This window comes from Ruegeria sp. Alg231-54 (assembly GCF_900143525.1).
Classification (GTDB): Bacteria; Pseudomonadota; Alphaproteobacteria; order Rhodobacterales; family Rhodobacteraceae; genus Ruegeria.
The window spans coordinates 598,295-617,533 of the sequence record NZ_FREZ01000001.1; the positions used below are offsets into that span (position 1 = coordinate 598,295).

Annotated in this window: 19 protein-coding genes; 13 read left to right on the plus strand and 6 right to left on the minus strand. The window is 57.6% G+C overall.

Translation table 11 applies throughout. The features are described 5' to 3' along the window. Positions 1 to 26 precede the first annotated feature (26 nt). The 4 genes from DHN12_RS03020 (at position 27) to DHN12_RS03035 (ending at position 5,050) form a co-directional block, all read left to right on the plus strand. Positions 27 to 626, plus strand: a complete 600-nt coding sequence (locus tag DHN12_RS03020) for an NTP transferase domain-containing protein (protein WP_108858812.1) — start codon at positions 27 to 29, stop codon at positions 624 to 626. Positions 627 to 1,382: 756 nt separating this feature from the next. Beyond that, the gene (locus DHN12_RS03025) at positions 1,383 to 2,825 is read left to right on the plus strand and encodes a Do family serine endopeptidase (RefSeq protein ID WP_108858813.1); all 1,443 of its coding nucleotides are present in this window, start codon (positions 1,383 to 1,385) and stop codon (positions 2,823 to 2,825) included. A gap of 181 nt (positions 2,826 to 3,006) precedes the next feature. Then, the gene (locus tag DHN12_RS03030) at positions 3,007 to 3,687 is read left to right on the plus strand and encodes a response regulator transcription factor (protein WP_058273791.1); all 681 of its coding nucleotides are present in this window, start codon (positions 3,007 to 3,009) and stop codon (positions 3,685 to 3,687) included. Then, positions 3,680 to 5,050, plus strand: a complete 1,371-nt coding sequence (locus DHN12_RS03035) for a HAMP domain-containing sensor histidine kinase (protein WP_108858814.1) — start codon at positions 3,680 to 3,682, stop codon at positions 5,048 to 5,050. Before DHN12_RS03030 ends, DHN12_RS03035 begins: the two co-directional genes overlap by 8 nt. Here DHN12_RS03035 and DHN12_RS03040 read toward each other — a convergent pair. The 3 genes from DHN12_RS03040 to DHN12_RS03050 are packed head-to-tail and all read right to left on the minus strand — an operon-like array spanning position 5,047 to position 7,589. Further along, positions 5,047 to 5,514: a CYTH domain-containing protein gene (locus DHN12_RS03040; protein ID WP_108858815.1), complete on the minus strand. Its 468-nt coding sequence runs from the start codon at positions 5,512 to 5,514 to the stop codon at positions 5,047 to 5,049. The genes DHN12_RS03035 and DHN12_RS03040 overlap by 4 nt on opposite strands. After that, on the minus strand, positions 5,511 to 6,266 hold the full coding sequence (locus DHN12_RS03045) for a ParA family protein (RefSeq protein WP_108858816.1): 756 nt from the start codon (positions 6,264 to 6,266) through the stop codon (positions 5,511 to 5,513). The genes DHN12_RS03040 and DHN12_RS03045 overlap by 4 nt, the downstream gene beginning before the upstream one ends. Positions 6,267 to 6,269: 3 nt before the next feature. Next, positions 6,270 to 7,589, minus strand: a complete 1,320-nt coding sequence (locus DHN12_RS03050) for a CHAD domain-containing protein (RefSeq protein WP_234416532.1) — start codon at positions 7,587 to 7,589, stop codon at positions 6,270 to 6,272. A gap of 357 nt (positions 7,590 to 7,946) precedes the next feature. Between DHN12_RS03050 and DHN12_RS03055 the strand changes: the two genes are divergently transcribed. Beyond that, positions 7,947 to 8,294, plus strand: a complete 348-nt coding sequence (locus DHN12_RS03055) for a TfoX/Sxy family protein (RefSeq protein WP_108858818.1) — start codon at positions 7,947 to 7,949, stop codon at positions 8,292 to 8,294. Positions 8,295 to 8,351: 57 nt separating this feature from the next. Here the strand turns inward: DHN12_RS03055 and ndk are convergent, their stop codons facing one another. Together ndk and DHN12_RS03065 are read right to left on the minus strand one after the other, a co-directional pair. Continuing rightward, a complete protein-coding gene (gene ndk / locus DHN12_RS03060) occupies positions 8,352 to 8,774 on the minus strand; it encodes a nucleoside-diphosphate kinase (protein ID WP_058273797.1) in 423 nt (140 codons plus the stop codon). Between the two features lie 114 nt (positions 8,775 to 8,888). Next, positions 8,889 to 10,091: a multidrug effflux MFS transporter gene (locus tag DHN12_RS03065; RefSeq protein WP_199913461.1), complete on the minus strand. Its 1,203-nt coding sequence runs from the start codon at positions 10,089 to 10,091 to the stop codon at positions 8,889 to 8,891. Between the two features lie 108 nt (positions 10,092 to 10,199). Here DHN12_RS03065 and DHN12_RS03070 point away from each other — a divergent pair, with 108 nt between their 5' ends. The 8 genes from DHN12_RS03070 to DHN12_RS03105 all read left to right on the plus strand — a co-directional run bounded on the left by DHN12_RS03070 (position 10,200) and on the right by DHN12_RS03105 (position 17,535). Next, positions 10,200 to 12,050, plus strand: coding sequence for an ABC-F family ATP-binding cassette domain-containing protein (locus DHN12_RS03070; RefSeq protein ID WP_108858820.1), 1,851 nt, complete (start codon positions 10,200 to 10,202; stop codon positions 12,048 to 12,050). Next, a complete protein-coding gene (locus DHN12_RS03075) occupies positions 12,047 to 12,439 on the plus strand; it encodes an ACT domain-containing protein (RefSeq protein ID WP_108858821.1) in 393 nt (130 codons plus the stop codon). Before DHN12_RS03070 ends, DHN12_RS03075 begins: the two co-directional genes overlap by 4 nt. Next, positions 12,436 to 13,059, plus strand: coding sequence for a MarC family protein (locus tag DHN12_RS03080; RefSeq protein WP_058273801.1), 624 nt, complete (start codon positions 12,436 to 12,438; stop codon positions 13,057 to 13,059). Before DHN12_RS03075 ends, DHN12_RS03080 begins: the two co-directional genes overlap by 4 nt. A gap of 39 nt (positions 13,060 to 13,098) precedes the next feature. Next, positions 13,099 to 13,680 (plus strand): TIGR02281 family clan AA aspartic protease, encoded by a 582-nt coding sequence (locus tag DHN12_RS03085; RefSeq protein ID WP_108858822.1) that lies wholly within the window; start codon positions 13,099 to 13,101, stop codon positions 13,678 to 13,680. A 60-nt stretch (positions 13,681 to 13,740) separates the two neighbouring features. Continuing rightward, positions 13,741 to 14,361: an ImuA family protein gene (locus DHN12_RS03090; RefSeq protein ID WP_108858823.1), complete on the plus strand. Its 621-nt coding sequence runs from the start codon at positions 13,741 to 13,743 to the stop codon at positions 14,359 to 14,361. Between the two features lie 62 nt (positions 14,362 to 14,423). Beyond that, a complete protein-coding gene (locus tag DHN12_RS03095; RefSeq protein WP_108858824.1) occupies positions 14,424 to 15,638 on the plus strand; it encodes a CynX/NimT family MFS transporter in 1,215 nt (404 codons plus the stop codon). Then, positions 15,635 to 16,231 carry a YceI family protein gene (locus DHN12_RS03100; RefSeq protein ID WP_108858825.1) on the plus strand — a complete coding sequence of 199 codons (597 nt, stop codon included), beginning with the start codon at positions 15,635 to 15,637 and terminating at the stop codon, positions 16,229 to 16,231. The genes DHN12_RS03095 and DHN12_RS03100 overlap by 4 nt, the downstream gene beginning before the upstream one ends. Before the next feature lie 80 nt (positions 16,232 to 16,311). Then, positions 16,312 to 17,535: an MFS transporter gene (locus tag DHN12_RS03105; RefSeq protein ID WP_108858826.1), complete on the plus strand. Its 1,224-nt coding sequence runs from the start codon at positions 16,312 to 16,314 to the stop codon at positions 17,533 to 17,535. Between the two features lie 32 nt (positions 17,536 to 17,567). Here the strand turns inward: DHN12_RS03105 and DHN12_RS03110 are convergent, their stop codons facing one another. Next, on the minus strand, positions 17,568 to 19,238 hold the full coding sequence (locus DHN12_RS03110) for a flotillin family protein (protein WP_108858827.1): 1,671 nt from the start codon (positions 19,236 to 19,238) through the stop codon (positions 17,568 to 17,570). Position 19,239 lies beyond the last annotated feature (1 nt).

Here is a 19,239-nt window from a genome sequence, read left to right on the forward strand (position 1 = left end):
GACGGCTACGGCGGCTATGTGAAGGTATGACAGACATTCCCATTATCCTTCTGGCCGCCGGGCAATCCCGCCGCATGGCTGGCACGGACAAGCTGATGCAAAGCGTCGATGGCATGCCCCTGCTACGGCGATCCGCACAAACAGCGTTGCAGGTAGGCCCGGTGATCGTTGCGCTTCCGCCTGCTCCGCATCCTCGCCAGGACGCCTTGAAAGGTATGGATGTTGTTGCAGTTGAAATACCCGACGCTGATGAGGGCATGAACGCCAGTTTGCGCGGTGCTCTTGCGCATGTGCCCACCGATGCCGGGGCTGTCATGGTTTTACTGGCAGATTTGCCGGAAATCACAGTTGGTGACATGAAGCAGGTCGCAGAGGCTGTCCAAGAATATCCAAATTGCTTGATCTGGCGTGGGGCGACAGCCACAGGAAAGCCCGGCCATCCGGTTGTGTTTGCTCGTCCGCTGTTCAAAGAGCTCAGGCAACTTGCAGGCGATGAGGGCGCGCAGTCCGTTGTGCAGGCGCATAAGAATGCAGTGCATCTTCAACCACTACCCGGTCAAAACGCCCTGTTGGATCTGGACACTCCCGAGGATTGGGCACGCTGGCGGGCCGGGAAGGCCACATAACCGGCCTGCCAAAATAGAAACGGCCCGGTCGATACCGACCAGGCCGCTTGCCCAAAACAGGACTACCACTTTTCACCAATCCTGAAAACGCTGCCAAAAATGCCTATGGCACCCTGGCTATTCCGCCGCTGAACCTAAACAAGACCCCCTCGTTAACATGCCGCTCAGCGTTTCCAGTGACTGTGACAAGCCGTTGGCACCCCCTAGTGCCTTCGGCTCCCCCTTCGCTTGGGCAAGTTCATCGTCACCCAAACGGTGCGCCCAAACAATGTAAAATTGGAAAGAACGGTTAATTTTAGGCGTCTCGGAATGGTTTTTGCGCAACATCCCGCCGAGGCGAAATCTACCTATAGACGATCAATCAACTGCACGTCTTAGGTCAAATCGGACGTTATGTATATTCTTTATTGAGCATATATACAGCTTATCGGTAGCATACGCTTTTGATCTGTTCAGGTTGTAAAAACGAGCCACAACCAAGAGATGAGCGATTTTTCGCCAAGGCCCTTCAGTGATCCTTTGTTACCAAAACTGAATCAATTCAGGATTATTCAGGATTTGACTTTCAAATTGGCAACAATTGCTGATTCGCGACTAGCGATTCGCTACGCTTCCCTGCGGACCGTCGATATACAACGACCTGTTTGTGGCTAAATTAAGATATCTTAATCCTGAGCACAGGAAACTCACAGACTGATGCCTCATCTCCTCGGTTAACGCGCGCCTGCAATCGCGCGATATAAACAGGAGACTAAAATGAGCATCCGTAAATCCTCACTGCTTTTGCCACGCGCTACTGGCTTGGTTGGCGCATCCGCCCTTGGTGCAGCGCTGCTGGCCACGACTGCCCTGCCCTCGTTGGCCGACGAAGCCCTGGCCGATCTGGTCGAAGGCGTGTCGCCGTCGGTGGTGACCATCATCGCTGAACAGGACATCGTACCCGTACAAGCGCCGGGACAAGGCCAGAATTTTGATTTAGAAGACCACCCCTTTGGTGAGTTCTTCAAGCGCTTCGGTGCGCCTGAGGGCTTTCAGGCACCGCAGCGTGGACCATCGCAAGGCTTGGGATCGGGGTTTGTACTCGACGAAGCCGGGTACATCATCACCAACCACCATGTTGTCGACAATGCCTCGACCGTGACCGTCCGTCTGAGCGACGATCGTAGTTTCGAGGCCGAGATTGTGGGCACCGACCCGCTGACCGATATCGCCGTTCTGAAGATCGACGCTGGCGAAGCGTTGCAGGCCGTCGAGATCGGTGACAGCGACGTTATCCGCGTGGGTGAAGATGTCGTGGCGATCGGCAATCCGTTTGGCCTGCATTCAACCGTGACCACGGGCATCGTTTCGGCCAAGGGCCGCAACATCTCGGCCGGACCTTACGCTGAATTCATTCAAACCGATGCAGCCATCAACAAAGGCAATTCGGGCGGTCCGCTGTTCAACATGGAAGGCGAAGTGATTGGCGTGAACTCGGCCATCTACTCTCCTACCGGCGGTTCGGTTGGTCTTGGCTTTGCCGTGACCTCGAACATCGTTGAACATATCGCGGCCGATCTGCGCGATGACGGCCAGGTCAGCCGCGGCTGGCTGGGTGTTTCGATCCAGAATGTCAGCCCCGAGATCGCAGCAGCGATGGGTATCGACGCCTCAACCGGCGCGCTGGTGTCGGATGTCGTCGCAGGCAGCCCGGCCGAGGGCGTGCTTGAGCAAGGTGATGTCATCCTTACCTTCAACGACGAATCCGTCGACTCCAGCAGTGAATTGCCGATCCTTGTGGGCACAACCAAAGTTGGTACCGACAGCGTCATGACCGTTCTGCGCGATGGCAAGGAACAGCAGATTGAACTGACAATCGGTCAGCATCAAAGCGCCTCGGCTGAGATCGACAAATCCGTGGACGAGGGTATCTCGGGCACTGCATTGGGCGTGACCGTCGCACCGCTGACCGACAGCAACCGTTCTCAGATGGGCGTTGCTGAGAATGTCGACGGTGTGGTCGTCACTGATCTGAAGCCAGACAGCCCTGCTGCCAAGGCCGGCCTGCAACGCGGCGACGTGATCGTAAAGCTGGGGGGTCAGGAAACCGCCTCACCCGACGCGCTGAAGGCCGCGCTGGACAGCGAAAAGACTGATCCTGCGCTGGTGCTGATCAACCGTGGCGGAAACCAAATCTTCGTGGCGGTAGAAATCGCCTGATCCGAAGTCCGCGTGCGCCATTTGATGGGGATTTCTGGCGTACGCCTCCTCGGCGGATTGAATTGTCCGCATTCCGCTGAGACTGCCGGGTGCGCTGCAACGCACCCGGCACGTAATTTAAGCAAATCATGTGCTTTGCCGGATTTTTGTGTTTAAATCCCGCTAGAAAGGAACGCAAAATATGAGCCGTCGCCTGCTGATCGTCGAAGATGACGAGGACACTCGTGAGTTCATCGCCAAGGGCTTTGGCGAGGAAGGTTATGTGGTCGAGCAGGCCGCAGACGGGCGCGAGGGTCTGTACCACGCCACGGATGGCGGGTTTGACGCCATTGTGCTGGACCGGATGCTTCCTGGTCTTGATGGCCTGTCGCTGATCCGATCTTTGCGAGCCGCAGGGGTCAAGACCCCTACCCTGATGCTGACCGCGATGAGCGCGGTTGACGAACGGGTCAAGGGCTTGCGCTCGGGTGCGGATGACTATCTGGTCAAACCGTTTTCGTTCCAAGAACTGCATGCGCGGATCGAAGCCCTGTTGCGACGCCCGCAGGAATCTGAGGAAACCGCGACGCTGACCTGCCGCGATCTTGAGATGGATCTGTTGACCCGCAAGGTCACCCGCGACGGGCAAGAGATTTCCCTCACCCCGCGTGAGTTCCAGATCCTTGAATTCTTTCTGCGCCGGAAGAACCGCGTTGTATCGCGCACAATGCTGCTGGAAGGTGTCTGGGATTATCATTTCGACCCGAATACCAACGTGGTCGACGTCCATATATCAAAGCTGCGCCGCCAGCTGGATGAAGGCGACAGGCCGCCATTGATTGAAACGGTTCGAGGTGCGGGTTACATGATATCCGATGGATAACTTGCGACTTTCGTTCAATAATTCTCGCACCCGCCTCGTTCTAGCCAGCATGGTTCTCAGCACGTTGCTGACCGCAATCGTGCTGGGGCTTGTATACTTCACCGCCAATCGCAGTATCGAGGGTGAGACCCGTTCAGTGGTATCCGCCGAACTGACAGGCCTGGCAGATGAATACGAACGACGCGGTCTGTTCGGGCTGTTGCAAGCCATTGAACGCAGGATTCCAACCGCGTCCGAGCGGGATGCGCTGTATCTTTTGACCGACCGGTTCGGTGTGAAGCTGGCCGGGAACCTCAAGCACTGGCCTGCGGATGTCACGGCAGGCAGCGGTTGGGTCGATCTGGATCTTCGCCGCGCCGATAACGACCAGTTGGTGCCGATCTCGGCCGCCTCAGTTCGCCTGCCCGGTGGCGAACGCCTGTTGGTAGGTCGGGATGCCCTTGCACGGCAGCAATTCGACCGTGCACTGTTGCGCGCGGTTGGCTTGGCCCTAGCCATTGCACTGGCGCTAAGCCTTTTGACCGGTTGGCTTTTCACCCGGCTGGTGTTCACTCGCCTGTCGGAATTTGCGGGCACGGCAGAAAACATCGTGTCAGGTGATCTGTCCCGCCGCATGCCCTTGCGCGGAACCGGGGATGAGCTGGATCAAGTGGCCGGAACCTTGAACAGCATGTTGGACCGGATTGAGGAACTGATCAGCAATCTGCGCACAACCTCGAATTCAATCGCGCATGACTTGCGATCCCCCCTGTCCCGTCTGCGCCAAAGGGTCGAGTCGCTGTCTGACCCGTCCAAAAGTGATCTGGACCGCGAGGTCGACGTGGCCCGCGCTACGGCCGAGATCGACCACGTGCTGCGTGTTCTGGGGCAATTGACTGAAATCTCACGCGCCGAAGCCGGTGTCGGGCGTGAACAATTCGAACCCGTGGATCTGCAGCAACTGATTGGCGACGTCGTCGAGCTGTACGAACCAGTTGCCGCCGATCAGGGCATCTCGCTGGAGGTCGTCGGCACCGCCCACACTGTTCAGGGGCACCGCCCGCTTCTGTCTCAAGCGCTGTCAAATCTTCTGGAAAATGCCATGCGTTATGCCCCGGAAAAGACGGCAATCACGATCACCCTGTCAGAAAGCGGCCCCTACACCTGCCTGAGCGTGCGTGACCGGGGCCCTGGTGTCCCAGAAGAGGATTTGCCACGTCTGCAGGTGCCGTTTGTGACGCTCGATCCCGCAAGGACCGAGCGCAACTCAGGCCTGGGTCTGGCGCTGGTGGCGGCGATTTCACACATGCATCAGGGCGCATTCGAGGCGCGCAATTGCGACCCGGGTCTTGAGGCCACGATCAAATTGGCGCGCAAGCCCTAGATTGGCACACCATTGATCGCCATCATCTTGTTTTTATAACGTTTATCTGCCGTCACATCTGTTCCGAACCAGTCGGGCGGCGTGTATGCCTGTGCCTCGGCCTCTGTGTCGAACTCCACCTCGACCAGCCGCAGCGGCGCGAGGTTTCCCAGAAAGATGTCCAGCTCAAACACCCGACCGTCTGGCATTTTTCCGGTATAGCGCTCTTTCTCAACCCGACGTGCTTCGGTTTCCGGCCAGAAGGTTTCGAATTGCTCGGCCGTGATTTTGGCCTCGCGTTCCACCCGCACCAAGGAGCCCGCTCCTTTGAGCGTCAAAAAGTACCTGTCATTCTTTTGCCGCAGGCGCAATTCCGTGGAATCGTCCGGTGCAGTCAGATAGCCTTGACGGATGACGGCCTTGTCCGCTCCGCTCAGGTCGGGCAGTTCCGCCACCAGAAACTTGCGTTCAATTTCGGTGCTCATCGCTTTGAAACCACTCCGTTTTCCATCTCATCGTACAGTTTTTGATATGCCAAGCTGGCGGCGCTGCGCGGGGCGAATTCACTGACCGGCGCACGGTTCTGCCCCATCCGTTCGATATCCGCCGCAAACGGGATTGAGCTGTGCAGGAACCGCTTGCGATAGAGTTTTCGCATCGCATCCATAGTCTCAAGGTGCAGGGTCTTGCGCTGTTGCACCATGGAAAAGAATGCTGTCAGCTTTTTCTTCGACAACTTGTTGGTATCGAAAAAACCGACCAACTGATCGAAAGACCGCTCAGACAGAGTCGTCGGGATGACCGGAACCACGATCTGATCGGCCGCTTTGAAGATGTTTTCCGACAGGGTCGAAAAGTTGGGCGGGCAATCCAGAATGATCACCTCATAATCGCTGCCCGCCGAGATCAGCGCTTTTTTCAGCCTGGATCGTTTGTTCCGCATCCGCGACAGGAAGACGTCAAAATCCCGAAAGGTCATGTTTGCTGGCAGCACGTCCAGCCCCTCGAAGTCACTGGCGCGAATGGACTTGGTAAACCGCGCGACATCCTCAAAGAACGTTGCATCTGTCAGTTTTTTGGATGGTTTGACGCGCAGATAAAACCCAGACGCCCCTTGCGGATCCAGGTCGCATAGCAAAACACTGTGCCCCGCTGCCGCGTAAGCATGGGCCAGATTGACCGAGGTCGCGGTTTTACCCACACCGCCCTTGTTGCTGTAACAGGCAATGATCTTCACTTCTCAGCCCTCCTTTTGATGAAACAAACTGCGGAACAGGTGCCGGATGTCCGGGCTGTCGAAATGCTTGAAACTTGCGATGACACGGTCACGTTCCGCCAATTGGCGCTGATCCAGAACAGAAATCAGCCCGCCCACGGATAAGGCCAACTGCGCATCAGCGCGGCCTTGCATATTGGTGTGCTGTTTAACAAAGCTCAGAAGCGCCTCTTGTTGGACTGAGAAATCATTGAATAGACCCAAATTATCCTGCAGCTTTTTCAATGGCTTGATGATCGTTTTAAATGCCTTTGCGTCAAACAAAGGCGCAAAGAACTCCATAAGATAACGCAGTTTTTTGCAGTCGATCCGCAGATTATGCACAGCTTCGTCAGGCGTGTTTGGCGTAATGCCGCGCGCCAGTTTGCAGGTTTTGCGATATCGTTTCCAGATCAGGGCGCGCGCGTATTCATAGGCAGGCCGATCTGCATTTGGGCCAGGCTGCAGGTTTGTCGGATCAGCGAAAAGCTCGGTCAACTTTTTCATCTGATTGTCATAGTTCTGCGTCCGAAAGAGCCGAGACAGACGTCCAAGTGCCTGGCTGCGTTCCTTTTCGAATTGCCCAAACATGGCCACGGCACCTTCATGAAGGTTCGACGGTATCAGATTGAAGTAACTGTCTTTTTCCAACAGGTAGACGTCCAAATCCCGCGCTCGGCCAGTGGGTTCCATCAGACCGGAAAACTCGCGCTTTAATGCAGTGGTTTGTTCAGGCGAGAGCACCCCCTTGAACAGGCTGATCACAGATCGCACGCGGCGCAGGGAAACGCGGTAGTCATGCAGAAATTCAGTATCGATATCATCGATCACGCCCGCCTCATTCTGGCGCGCAACCGCCAGATAGGTGCGAATGATGTCGGCGGCGACTTCGATTGATGGCTCTTGTTTACTAACGCGGATTTCGGGCTTGGCCTTGTATATGGTCGCGTCGGGAAACAACCAGTCGAACAATGGCTTAGCCTTGCTTTTACCACCCTCCAATTTCGTCAGCTTTTCACAAACAGTCTTATTCGCCCGGTCATATCCGCGCATGTGTTGAACAGTAACAACAGTTACCTGCCCCTGATCCGAGGACATCAACATCATCGTGCCACGCACTTGTGTCTTTTGCAGGTCACCCAGAATGGCAAATGATCGGTGCGAGGCTCTGCCCGTCCCGACGCTCATCAACGCGCGCAACTTGGGAAAGCCCGCTAGACCCGCTTTGACGGGTCCGTCTGGCAATTCCTGCACGAACTTGCCCTTACCCTTGCATCGCTGAGTTTCGGCTCTACCGCCGCGCAACAAAAACAATGACCCATCAGTTTGGATCAAAATCTTGACAGATGCCCTAAGGGATTGGTCATGACAATCCAGAATATCAAAATTTCCAGCAGATTCAGCGGCCTCGAACCGCAATGCCAATTCTTTCAAAGATTTTGTAAAACCCGCCTCATCGAATGTGCCCGGGATAACAAAACAGTTTTTGACCCGAGCCATTAAGAGCGTCCCTTTCACCGAGGATCCAGTACGTGATCATGAATTCATATTCCTGCGATCCGATCAACGACTAACTCTGTTGATCAACAGCAATGACCGGAACATCTGGTTTTGCTCGAACAACCGAATGACTCTGTCCGGGCATTTGGCTAAGACGGGGGTATGTCTGATCCTGTTTCATCGATCCGCAATCTCGGCCCGGCTTTTGAGCAATCCTGCGCACGCGCGGGTATTCATTCTGCGCAGGAATTGCGCGATTTGGGGCCGGACGAAGCCTATGCACGGCTATTACAGGCGGGCACCCGGCCGCATTTCATCGGATACTACGTGCTGGTGATGGGATTGCAGGGGCGCCCCTGGAACGACTGCAAGGGCGAGGAAAAGAAGGCGCTGCGCGTAAAGTTCGACGCAATAAAATCCAGCGTTAGTACCGCCCCGGAAACCCAGATGATTTCTGATCTGGATGCAATTGGCATACGCGTTGCACCGAAAGATCTTAAAGAGGTCTGAAACGAAAAAGGCCGCACCCCCAATGGGATACGGCCCTGAACTTCGTCTGACGGCGGATTAGCCGACCAGTTCGATGCCCGAGAAGAAGTATGCGATTTCAACCGCAGCAGTTTCAGGCGCGTCCGAACCGTGGACCGAGTTTTCGCCAACCGATTCAGCGAACTCCGCGCGGATGGTGCCGGGTGCTGCGTCTGCGGGGTTGGTTGCGCCCATGACTTCGCGGTTCTTGGCAATGGCGCCTTCGCCTTCCAGAACCTGAACGATAACCGGCTCGGAGGACATGAATTCGCACAGTTCGTCATAGAACGGACGCTCGGCGTGTACGTCGTAGAACTTGCCAGCTTGAGCTTTGGTCATGTGAATGCGCTTTTGCGCAACGATGCGCAGGCCAGCGTCTTCGAACTTGGCGTTGATCTTGCCAGTCAGGTTGCGACGGGTTGCATCAGGTTTGATGATCGAGAATGTGCGTTCCAGTGCCATATCGGCCTCTCCTTACTATATGGCGCGAGGTACGCGCCGAAATCCATCGCGCGCCGCCTAACACGGTATGTGCCTCATGAAAAGTGGAATGATTGCGCCAGTGGGTCTTGGCGATCAGATTGTGTCCGGCAAGGGCTCTGACGCGTCGATCCGGCGAACGTAAAGCACAGCAAGCAATCCCACAAAGCTGCTGGCGAACATCATGCCCAACACCAGAAAGGGCCCATTTTCGGGGCTAACAAACGCGCCGGTCATCAAGGTCAGAACTGCACCCAACGCCACGATCAGCGCGCCAGATAGCCCCGCGGCGCTGCCTGCCAGATTGGGTCGCACGGACATTACCCCGGCCGAGGCGTTGGCATTCGTCAGCCCGTTACCGAAGCCCACGCAAATGGCCGAGCCAAAGAATACCCAGACTGAACCCAGACCTGCTGTGAACAGCAGCAACCCGCAGAAAGGGCCAATAGAGGCAACGACCCGACCGATCAGGATCATCGTCGTCAGCTTCGTGTGTGCCGCGATACGCCCGGTGATGAAATTGCCCACCATGAAGCCGCCGGTAATAATTCCGATCCCCAGACCCAGCATGGCAGGGCTCAGGTCGAACCAGACCGCGGCGACCAATGGCGCACCGGTGATAAAGCTGAAGAACCCGCCGATCGAGAATGCCGCGCACAGCGCGTAACCCCAGAACCGACGCGCGCGAAACAGGTGCGGGTATTCCTTTAGCTGAGCCGAGAATGTTGCGGAACGGTTCGTATTCGTCTCACCCATATCCGCCCACAACAGCACCAGCATCCCCGCCCCGAGGACCGAATACAAAATGAACCCGGCGCGCCAACCGAACAGCATATCCAATGCTCCGCCCAACATCGGGCCAAGCATCGGTGCCAAAGCCATTGCCATCGCAACATAGCCCAGCTTGCTGGCGGCCTCGTTCGGGGCATAGAGATCCCGGATTGAGGCGCTGGACAGCACGGGCCCGGCCACCACCGCTGCTTGAAGCAAACGGAAGCCGAGGAATATCCAGATCGACTCGGCCAATACGCAGCCAACGGATGCCACTGTGAAAACTGCCATACAAATCAACAGGATCGGTCTGCGACCATATCGGTCGGACAACGGCCCCATGATCAATTGCAATACAGCGGACACAGCCAGATACCCGGCGACTGACAGGTTAATCAGTCCGTAGTCGACCTGAAAGCCCTCGGCCATTCGCGCAAGCGACGGTAGGAACATGTTCAACGACAGCACCGACAACGCCGTAGCGAAGATCAAAGTGACCAAAGAAGGAGGCGTCTGAGCCGCGCGCATGATGAAAACCGTCGAGTAATGCCAACCGGATCAGCGCTAACACATTGCCTGGATATTGAACATATCAAGCTGCTGGCGGCGGCAAGAAGGCTCTGCTAAGAGCGCCTCATGCTACGGATTCAAGACATAACCTACGCGGTTGAAGGCCGCCCTCTGTTCGATGGGGCCAGTGCGACTATTCCCGACGGCCACAAGGTTGGCCTTGTGGGACGGAACGGTACAGGGAAGACAACCCTGTTCCGACTGATCCGGGGCGAATTGGCTCTGGAATCAGGCAATATCAATGTCCCGAAGCGCGCCCGGATTGGCGGAGTGGCGCAAGAGGTGCCCTCCTCAGATGTGTCGCTGATCAACACGGTTCTGGCCGCCGATACCGAGCGCAGCACGCTGATGGACGAGGCCGACACCGCGACCGATCCCACACGCATCGCCGAAATTCAGACCCGTCTGGTAGATATCGACGCCTGGTCTGCCGAGGCGCGCGCGGCCTCGATTCTCAAAGGTCTTGGGTTTGATGATGACGACCAGTTGCGCCCCTGCTCCGACTTCTCGGGCGGCTGGCGGATGCGCGTGGCGTTGGCGGCGGTGCTGTTTTCACAGCCCGATCTGCTGCTGCTGGACGAACCGACAAACTATCTGGACCTCGAAGGTGCGCTGTGGCTGGAGAGCTATTTGGCCAAATATCCGCACACCGTCATCATCATCAGCCACGACCGCGGGCTGCTGAACCGCGCGGTGGGGTCGATCCTGCATTTGGAAGACCGCAAGCTGACCTACTACGCGGTTCCTTATGACAAATTCGCCGAACGCCGCGCTGAACGGCTGGCACAGGCGGAATCCGAGAACGTGAAAGCCAAGGCCCGGATCGCCCATCTGCAGAGTTTCGTGGATCGCTTCCGCTACAAGGCATCCAAGGCGGTTCAGGCCCAGTCACGCTTGAAAATGATCGAGCGCATTCAGCTGGTTTCAACCCCTCAAGAGGCCGCACTGCGCGCATTCTCCTTCCCCGAACCAGAAGAGCTGTCCCCGCCGATCATTCAGATTGAAGGCGGCTTGACAGGCTATGGTGAAACCGAGGTGCTGCGCCGCTTGAACCTGCGTATTGACCAGGATGACCGGATCGCGCTGCTGGGCAAGAACGGTCAGGGCAAGTCGACCCTGTCCAAGCTGCTGTCCGACCGCCTGCCTTTGATGGCTGGCAAGATGACCCGCAGCAACAAGCTGCGGATTGGTTATTTTGCGCAGCATCAGGTGGATGAGCTTTATGTGGACGAAACGCCGCTGGACCATCTGCGACGCCTGCGCCCGAACGAGGCGCCGGGCAAGTGGCGGTCGCGTCTGGCGGGGTTCGGGCTGAACGCGGATCAGGCTGAAACCAAGGTTGGTCGTCTATCGGGCGGCCAGAAGGCACGCCTTTCGCTGCTGATCGCCACCATTGACGCGCCGCATATGTTGATCCTGGACGAGCCGACCAACCACCTGGATATCGAAAGCCGTGAGGCATTGGTCGAAGCGTTGACCGCCTATTCCGGTGCGGTGGTTCTGGTCAGCCACGATATGCACCTATTGTCGCTGGTCGCGGACCATCTGTGGCTGGTCTCGGACGGAACGGTAAAACCCTTCGAGGGAGATCTCGAGACCTATCGCACCATGCTGCTGGGACGCGACAAACCGGCCAAAGAGAAATCGCAAGTTATCAAACCCAAGCGCCCTTCGCGCGACGCAGTGCTGACCCTGCGAGCGGACCTTCGCAAATGCGAGGACCGGATCGAGAAGCTAACGGATATGCACGATAAATTGTCGGCCAAACTGGCAGATCCTGCGCTTTACGAGGACGACAGGAAAAACGATCTTGCAACTTGGAACCGGAAATTTGCCGAAGTGGTCGAAGCCATGCAAAAAGCCGAGGTTCTTTGGGTCGTCGCAGCCGAACGCCTGGAAAAGGCCGAAACAACATGACGAAACCCGTAATCGAAACGACTGCCATGATCGCAGGCATGCGCCCTGAACTTCAGGACACAGAATTTGCCTTTGTCGTTTGGCCGCATGACAAAGCCTGGCCCAAAGGAACGCGGGCCAGTTGCATGGAAGCCGAAGGACTGTCCCTTATCGTGCCAATCGACGCAGCACCCGCTGGCGCCATCAGTATGAAGTGCATCACCCTGCGGGTTCATTCCTCACTAGAAGGCGTTGGCTTGACTGCCGCTGTGTCCGATGCTCTTGCACAAAGTGACATTCCGGCAAACATTGTCGCGGGGTATCACCACGACCACGTCTATGTTCCAAGCAATCTGGCGGAAGAAGCTGTGGCCGTTCTGTTGGAACTCCAACAAGGTGCTGGCAAATGATCGACCTCGCCTTTTTTATCACCGCCTTCACCACCCTGTTCGTGGTGATTGACCCCTTTGGCACCGCGCCGATTTTTGTGGCTTTAACTCAGGACATGGACGCCCGCGCCCGTCGCCGGACCGCCTATCGCACCTGTGCCGTGGCCTCTGGCATACTCATTGCCTTTGCCGCCTTTGGCGAAGCGGTGCTGGGTTTTGTCGGTATCTCGATGGAGGCCTTCAAGGTCGCCGGGGGCGCGTTGTTGTTCCTTACCGCATTGGACATGCTGTTCGAACGACGCACCAAACGCCGTGAAGACCGGGTCGAGGAAGAAGAGGAACACCACGACCCGTCCGTGTTCCCACTGGCCATTCCGCTGGTCGCCGGTCCCGGATCAATTGCAACAATTATCCTGCTGGCCGGACAGCACCCGGGCATTCTTGGCATTGTCGAGGCCTGTATCGTCATGCTGGCCGTCATGGCCGTGGTTTTAACCTTCTTCCTGTCTGGCGGCCTGATTGCGCGCTTGCTGGGCAAAACCGGCCTGAACGTATTGACGCGGCTGTTGGGGATGCTGCTGGCGGCGTTGTCGGTTCAATTCATCCTGGACGGCCTCAAGGCCTTTGGATTTGCGTCGTAAAACCCCATATATCTTTCAGTGAATATGGTGAGGAGCGCTATGGACGGCGACACCATTGGACGTTTGGTATATCTGGCCGTGCTTGGTACGGCCGTTGTGGCGTGGTTTGTCGCGCAAAACCGCCAGTCTCTGAACAAAACGCTGCAGCAGGCTTTGGCCTGGGTCTTTATCTTTATTGGTGTCATTGCCGTTGTCGGCCTGTGGGAAGACATCCGCACCACTGTTGGCCCTGCCCCGCAAATGACTGTCACCGGCCAGACCATAGAGGTTCCGCGCGCCTCCGACGGGCACTATTATCTGCCCATTGATGTGAACGGAGAACCGATCACCTTTCTGGTGGACACCGGCGCAAGCCAGATTGTTTTAAGCTCGCGGGATGCCGAACGTGTTGGCATTGATCCCGATCAGTTGAATTATTTCGGCCGGGCAAACACGGCCAATGGAGTTGTGCGGACCGCGCCAGTGCGTCTTGACACGCTGGCATTGGGGCCAATCACGGACCAGAATATCTCGGCCTGGGTGAATGAAGGGGAATTGGACAAATCCTTGCTGGGTATGGATTACCTGCATCGGTTCTCGAATATCCAGTTCGCCAATGGCCGCCTGCTTTTGTCGCGTTAAGGCATCCGTTGCCGCAATTACACAATTGAGAACAAAGTGAGAACATGCTAGCCTGACAGCATGTCTACACATCTTCTTGGCCGCAAACCCGCACGTGAGGTGCCGGGGATAGATCTTCATCCGCAGATCAGACTGCAACTGGCCCGCGTACACGAGGCCTGCGGCCCCGCCCGGCGCAGCTTTGCCATGTGGCTGGCGGGGCAGATGCAGGGGCCGGTGCTGTGGATCGCGCCCGCATGGGAGCCCGGCCAGCTTAACCCCGATGGCATGATGGCCTTTGCCGATCCCGCCCGGTTCATCTTTGTGCGCCCGACCCGGTCCGAAGACCTGCTGTGGTGCGTAGAAGAGGCCCTGCGCAGCGCGGCCATGCCTCTGGTTGTCGGTGATCTGCCGGGCGCACCGGGGCTGACGCCAGTGCGGCGCATGCATCTGGCCGCAGAACAGGGTGGTGCGATGGGGCGGGCTCCGCTTGGGGTGCTGCTGACCCCTGGTGACGGTGGTGCACAGGGGGTAGAGACGCGCTGGCACATGGCCGCAAACCATCAGGTAGAGGCCCGACGCTGGACCCTGACCCGCCGCCGCGCCCGCGCCCTGCCCCCGGTCAGCTGGCATGCCACGCAGACCAAACCGCGCGCCGGTCTGCACCTGCAACAGATCGCCACAGAAGACACACCCGTGTGATCACGCGCCCCTCACGGGGTTTGTGACTGGCCAAAGCAAGGACCGAGCCCTAGCGTTTCGGGATGAGCCACGCGATCCACGATAGCCGATACTCCTGGCTGCGACTTGCGATCACTTTGATCATCGCAACCGTGGCAAATGTGGGAATGTGGGCAGTCATCGTTGTGATGCCCGCCATCGAAACCCAATTCAACGCCGGACGCGCCGAGGCCGCGATGCCTTACACATTGGCCATGATCGGGTTCGCCCTTGGCAATTTTTGGATGGGGCAATTGGTGGATCGGCTGGGCGTGACCAAAGCCCTGATCGGGGCCGCAATCCTCAGTGCGACCAGTTATCTGCTGGCGACACTGGCGCCAAACATTGTGATGTTGTCCGTCGCACATCTTCTGTTGGGCCTCGGGGCATCAATCGGCTTTGGACCATTGATCGCCGACATCTCGCACTGGTTCATGAAACGACGAGGGATCGCTGTGGGTCTGGTGGCTAGCGGAAACTACTTGTCCGGGGCCATCTGGCCGACATTGCTGTCCGGCATACTCGCGCGCGAAGGCTGGCAGCATGTCTACCTGACGCTGGCCGTCATAACGCTGCTGGTCGTGATCCCCCTGTCTCTGCTGTTGCGCCGACAGGTCCCGGCCGAGGCGCACAGCACCGCCGCGTCGGCCGCACAAATCAAGGCGCGCAGCGTTGGCATTTCCCCCCGGGCACTTCAATACATCCTCGGTCTGGCCGGTATTTCGTGCTGTGTCGCGATGTCGATGCCTCAGGTGCATATCGTGTCCTATTGCGTCGGGCTGGGTTACGGACCCACAGTCGGCGCCGAGATGTTGTCCCTGATGCTGTTCGGAGGTGTGATCAGCCGAGTAATATCAGGCATGGTCGCCGATCAACTGGGCGGCGTTCTGACGGTTCTGATCGGCTCGGTCCTGCAATGCCTCGCGCTGTTTCTGTTCCTGCCTTATGACGGGATGGCCTCACTCTACCTGATCAGCCTGCTTTTTGGCCTATCACAAGGCGGCATCGTTCCCGGCTATGCCCTTGTCGTGCGCGAATATATGCCCCCGCGAGAGGCCGGCGCGCGCGTGGGGTTTGTCATGATGATGACGATCATGGGCATGGCGCTGGGGGGATGGATGTCCGGCTGGATTTACGACGTGACCGGCAATTACCAACTGGCTTTCGTAAACGGCATTCTATGGAACGGCCTGAACATCGGAATTCTGCTGTTTCTGCTCAGCCGCTCGCGTGCCCACAGACAAAAGGTTTTGGCATGAGATCATTGACGCGGCGCTTTCTGATTGCGGGTCTGGCGAGCCTTCCGTTGGCACGGCCAACTCATGCTGCGTTGGTCCAATATGAATTGTCTCGAGCCGGGACGTCCGTCGGATTTTCCTTCATGCTTTCGGGGGTTGCGCAGTCAGGCACGATGCCGATCCAATCAGCAGATATTCGGGTCGACACGGATCAGTTGCAAAATAGCCGTGTCACCGTCGTGCTGAATGTAGCCGCGGCGCGCACCCGCTTGCCCTTTGCCCGCGGCCCGATGCTAAGCAAAAGCGTGCTAAACGCGCAGGAATTTCCGAGCATTACGTTCAAATCCACCCGGATACAGCTTGGCCCCACCGGCCGCATTTCCGAAGGCGCAACTATCACCGGAAACCTGACGGTGCGTGGGGTCACGCGCCCTGTGACCCTGCAAGCCAATCTGTACCGCGAACCCGGAACTGAGGCCAATGACCTGAACGCTTTGTCAATTCGACTGTCGGGCGCGTTGAACCGCCACGAGTTCGGCGCCTCTGGTTATCCCGATCTGGTCGCCGATACCGTGTCTTTGAACATCCGGGCCGAGTTGACCCGCAAGGCCTGACACCCAAAGGACAAAAAACGACGCGCAGAGGTCGAATTATCACGCGCAACGCTCGCTGATGGGGTAATGCTGGGCGCACTATGCGCACGATCATTTCTTTTGCCGCCCTGTTTCTTTCCGTCATTCTTCTGCAGCTCTCAACGGGCGGCGTTGGTCCTTTGGATGCGATATCCGGCATCACGCTTGGTTTCTCGACCGGACAAATCGGCATGTTGGGATCAGCGCACTTTCTTGGCTTCTTCATTGGCTGCTGGTGGGCTCCGCGCCTAATGGGCAGCGTTGGTCATTCGCGGGCCTTCGCAGTCTGCACCGCCTTGGGCGCAATGGGTCTTATTGGGCATACGTTGACCGAAAACCCGTACATCTGGGCAGCCCTTCGGGTCGCTTCCGGAACCTGTGTCGCCGGGGCCTATACGGTGATCGAAGCATGGCTGAACGCCAAAGTCACAAACGAAACGCGCGGCCGCGCCATGGGGACTTATCGCATCGCGGATATGGGCGCGTCTCTGTGCGCGCAGTTGATCATCGCGGTTCTGCCGCCTGCTTCATACGTGTCCTACAACTTGCTGGCAATCCTGTGCTGCGCATCCCTGTTGCCCCTGACGTTGACACGGGCCAGCCAGCCGAAAACACCCGACGCCCCTCGGCTAAAGCCCAAACTGGCCTGGCGCAGCTCGCCCTTGGCCGTCGCAGGTGTGATCGTTGCGGCGCTCAGCTCTGCGTCGTTTCGGATGGTTGGTCCGGTCTACGGTCAGGAAGTTGGGCTGGACGTGGACCAAATCGCATTCTTCCTGGCGTCATTCGTATTGGGTGGCGCACTGGCGCAGTACCCGGTTGGCTGGCTGGCCGACAAATATGACAGGCGCTGGGTGCTGATCTGGCTGTCCGTTGCTGCGGTCGTCAGCAGCGGTGTCACAATGGTGGCCAGCGGAACAGGAACGGTAGGCGTCATGCTGGCCGCTGTTTTCTTTGGCCTGACAACCTTCCCGATCTTCTCAGTCTCTTCTGCCCATGCGAACGATTTTGCAACGGCAGAAGAACGGGTTGAGCTATCCGCGGCACTGATGTTCTGGTTCGCTTTGGGTGCGATAGCTTCACCCTATATCTCATCGACACTGATTCAGCAGTTCGGACCCGGAGCCCTGTTTGCATTTGTGGCGGTCGGCCATGTTTTTCTGATCATCTTCGGCCTGGCCCGAATGCGTTCACGCCCGACGCCCGAAGAGCGGACCAACTATGTCTACGCGCCACGCACGTCGTTCACGATTGGTCGTTTGCTGAAACGGTCGCGTGAAAGGCAATAAAAAAGGGCCAGGAAAACCCCGGCCCTTTTCGATTAGTGCTCTGTCCGCGATTCTTCTTCGATCACGCCGCCTTCTTCGGCAGGTTCAACCGTCGATTCAAGCGCACCGTTGACGACACCCCCGACACCGCTTTCCATCGACAGGCCAAGCTCTTCGCCCAGCTTCTTGAGCGCGGGCATCTGCACCGCCATTCCCATGATCGAGTCCAGCGCCTGGTTGACGACCGGCTTGTCGCCGTTCGATGCGCCACCGCCATTGGCGCCACCGATTCCGCCAACCTGGTGGATCTTGATCGAGTCGATCTTCTCAGCCGGCTTGACCATTTCCGCGATGATCGACGGCATGGTTTCGATCCGCGCCAGATCAACCTTCATGCGGATCTGATCCACTGACAGAACGTTGTCTGCTTCGACGATCGCACGCTTACCTTCGGCTTCGGCCAGCATGTCGTTCTTCTTGGCCTCAGCCCGAATGTTCAGAGCGTCCGCTTCGGCCTGCGCCTCTTCACGACGCGCTTCGGCACGGTCAGCGGCGGCCTCTTTGTCAGCTTGCGCAGCCAGTCGGATTGCCGTCGCCTGACGCTCGGCCTCACGTGTCGCTTCGATCAGTGCGATCTGCTTGATACGCTCGGCCTCGGCAACCTTCTGCGCGGTCGCAACGGCTTCGGTCGCTTTGGTTGCCTCGGCACGGGCAAGATCGGCAGATGCACGGGCGCGGCTTTCCTCTTCGGATTTCTGCGCGATGATGATCTGGCGCTCTTGCTCGGCGACTTCCAGTTCACGCTCTTTCGAGATCTCGGCTTCGCGGATTTTACGCTCACGCTCAATGTCTGCGGCGCGAATGGCTTCTTCACGGCCGATCCGTGCGCGCTCCGTTTCGCGTACCGAGTCTTCGGTCCGGGCTGCAACCTCGGCCTCTTGCGCCACGCGCAGCGTTTCGATCTGCTGCGTTTGCTCGATGCGCGCCTGCTCTTCGTCCTTTTCAATCAACAGCTTTTGACGCTGAGCTTCCATCGCTGCACGGCGCACTTCGACCTCGGCATCGGCATCAATCTGCGCACGCTCTTTCTTTGAGGTTGCAATGACCTCAGCCAGCTTGCGCATACCCACAGCGTTAAAGGCGTTGTTTTCGTCCAGAGCCTCAAACGGCGTCTGGTCCAACGCGGTCAACGAAACGGATTCCAAGGACAGTCCGTTTTTCAACAGATCCTCGGAGACCGCATTCTGCACTTCTTGCACAAAGTCAGCGCGGTTTTCGTGCAGACCGTCCATCGTCATCTGGGCCGCAACAGCGCGCAGACCGTCGATCAATTTGCCTTCGATCATTTCCCGCAGCTGTTCGACGTCGAATGTACGGTCGCCAAGGGTTTGCGCAGCACGTGCGATGCCCTCTTCTGTCGCCATGACCGAAACGTAGAACTCGACGCCCACGTCCACGCGCATCCGGTCCTTGGTGATCAGAGCGGCCTCACCGCTGCGCTGAACCTCAAGACGCAGGGTTTTCATGTTGACGGGGCTGACTTCGTGCAGCAACGGCACGACGATGACGCCACCATCCATGATGACTTTCTTACCGCCAGCACCGGTTTTCACCAGGCTGATCTCTCGGGTCGCTCGGCGGTAAAGACGACCAAGCACAAGGCCGATAAACAAAACTACTGCCAGAATGGTCACAACTGTGACGGCTAGGAATGTAAGTTCCATG

What these genes read in the sequence shown, in the direction of transcription:
- DHN12_RS03020 (WP_108858812.1), top strand. Translation starts at nt 27, where the DNA reads ATGACAGACATTCCCATTATCCTTCTGGCCGCCGGGCAATCCCGCCGC.
- DHN12_RS03025 (WP_108858813.1), top strand. Translation starts at nt 1,383, where the DNA reads ATGAGCATCCGTAAATCCTCACTGCTTTTGCCACGCGCTACTGGCTTG.
- DHN12_RS03030 (WP_058273791.1), top strand. Translation starts at nt 3,007, where the DNA reads ATGAGCCGTCGCCTGCTGATCGTCGAAGATGACGAGGACACTCGTGAG.
- DHN12_RS03035 (WP_108858814.1), top strand. Translation starts at nt 3,680, where the DNA reads ATGGATAACTTGCGACTTTCGTTCAATAATTCTCGCACCCGCCTCGTT.
- DHN12_RS03040 (WP_108858815.1), bottom strand. Translation starts at nt 5,514, where the DNA reads ATGAGCACCGAAATTGAACGCAAGTTTCTGGTGGCGGAACTGCCCGAC.
- DHN12_RS03055 (WP_108858818.1), top strand. Translation starts at nt 7,947, where the DNA reads ATGTCTGATCCTGTTTCATCGATCCGCAATCTCGGCCCGGCTTTTGAG.
- ndk (WP_058273797.1), bottom strand. Translation starts at nt 8,774, where the DNA reads ATGGCACTGGAACGCACATTCTCGATCATCAAACCTGATGCAACCCGT.
- DHN12_RS03065 (WP_199913461.1), bottom strand. Translation starts at nt 10,091, where the DNA reads ATGCGCGCGGCTCAGACGCCTCCTTCTTTGGTCACTTTGATCTTCGCT.
- DHN12_RS03070 (WP_108858820.1), top strand. Translation starts at nt 10,200, where the DNA reads ATGCTACGGATTCAAGACATAACCTACGCGGTTGAAGGCCGCCCTCTG.
- DHN12_RS03075 (WP_108858821.1), top strand. Translation starts at nt 12,047, where the DNA reads ATGACGAAACCCGTAATCGAAACGACTGCCATGATCGCAGGCATGCGC.
- DHN12_RS03080 (WP_058273801.1), top strand. Translation starts at nt 12,436, where the DNA reads ATGATCGACCTCGCCTTTTTTATCACCGCCTTCACCACCCTGTTCGTG.
- DHN12_RS03085 (WP_108858822.1), top strand. Translation starts at nt 13,099, where the DNA reads ATGGACGGCGACACCATTGGACGTTTGGTATATCTGGCCGTGCTTGGT.
- DHN12_RS03090 (WP_108858823.1), top strand. Translation starts at nt 13,741, where the DNA reads ATGTCTACACATCTTCTTGGCCGCAAACCCGCACGTGAGGTGCCGGGG.
- DHN12_RS03095 (WP_108858824.1), top strand. Translation starts at nt 14,424, where the DNA reads ATGAGCCACGCGATCCACGATAGCCGATACTCCTGGCTGCGACTTGCG.
- DHN12_RS03100 (WP_108858825.1), top strand. Translation starts at nt 15,635, where the DNA reads ATGAGATCATTGACGCGGCGCTTTCTGATTGCGGGTCTGGCGAGCCTT.
- DHN12_RS03105 (WP_108858826.1), top strand. Translation starts at nt 16,312, where the DNA reads ATGCGCACGATCATTTCTTTTGCCGCCCTGTTTCTTTCCGTCATTCTT.
- DHN12_RS03110 (WP_108858827.1), bottom strand. Translation starts at nt 19,238, where the DNA reads ATGGAACTTACATTCCTAGCCGTCACAGTTGTGACCATTCTGGCAGTA.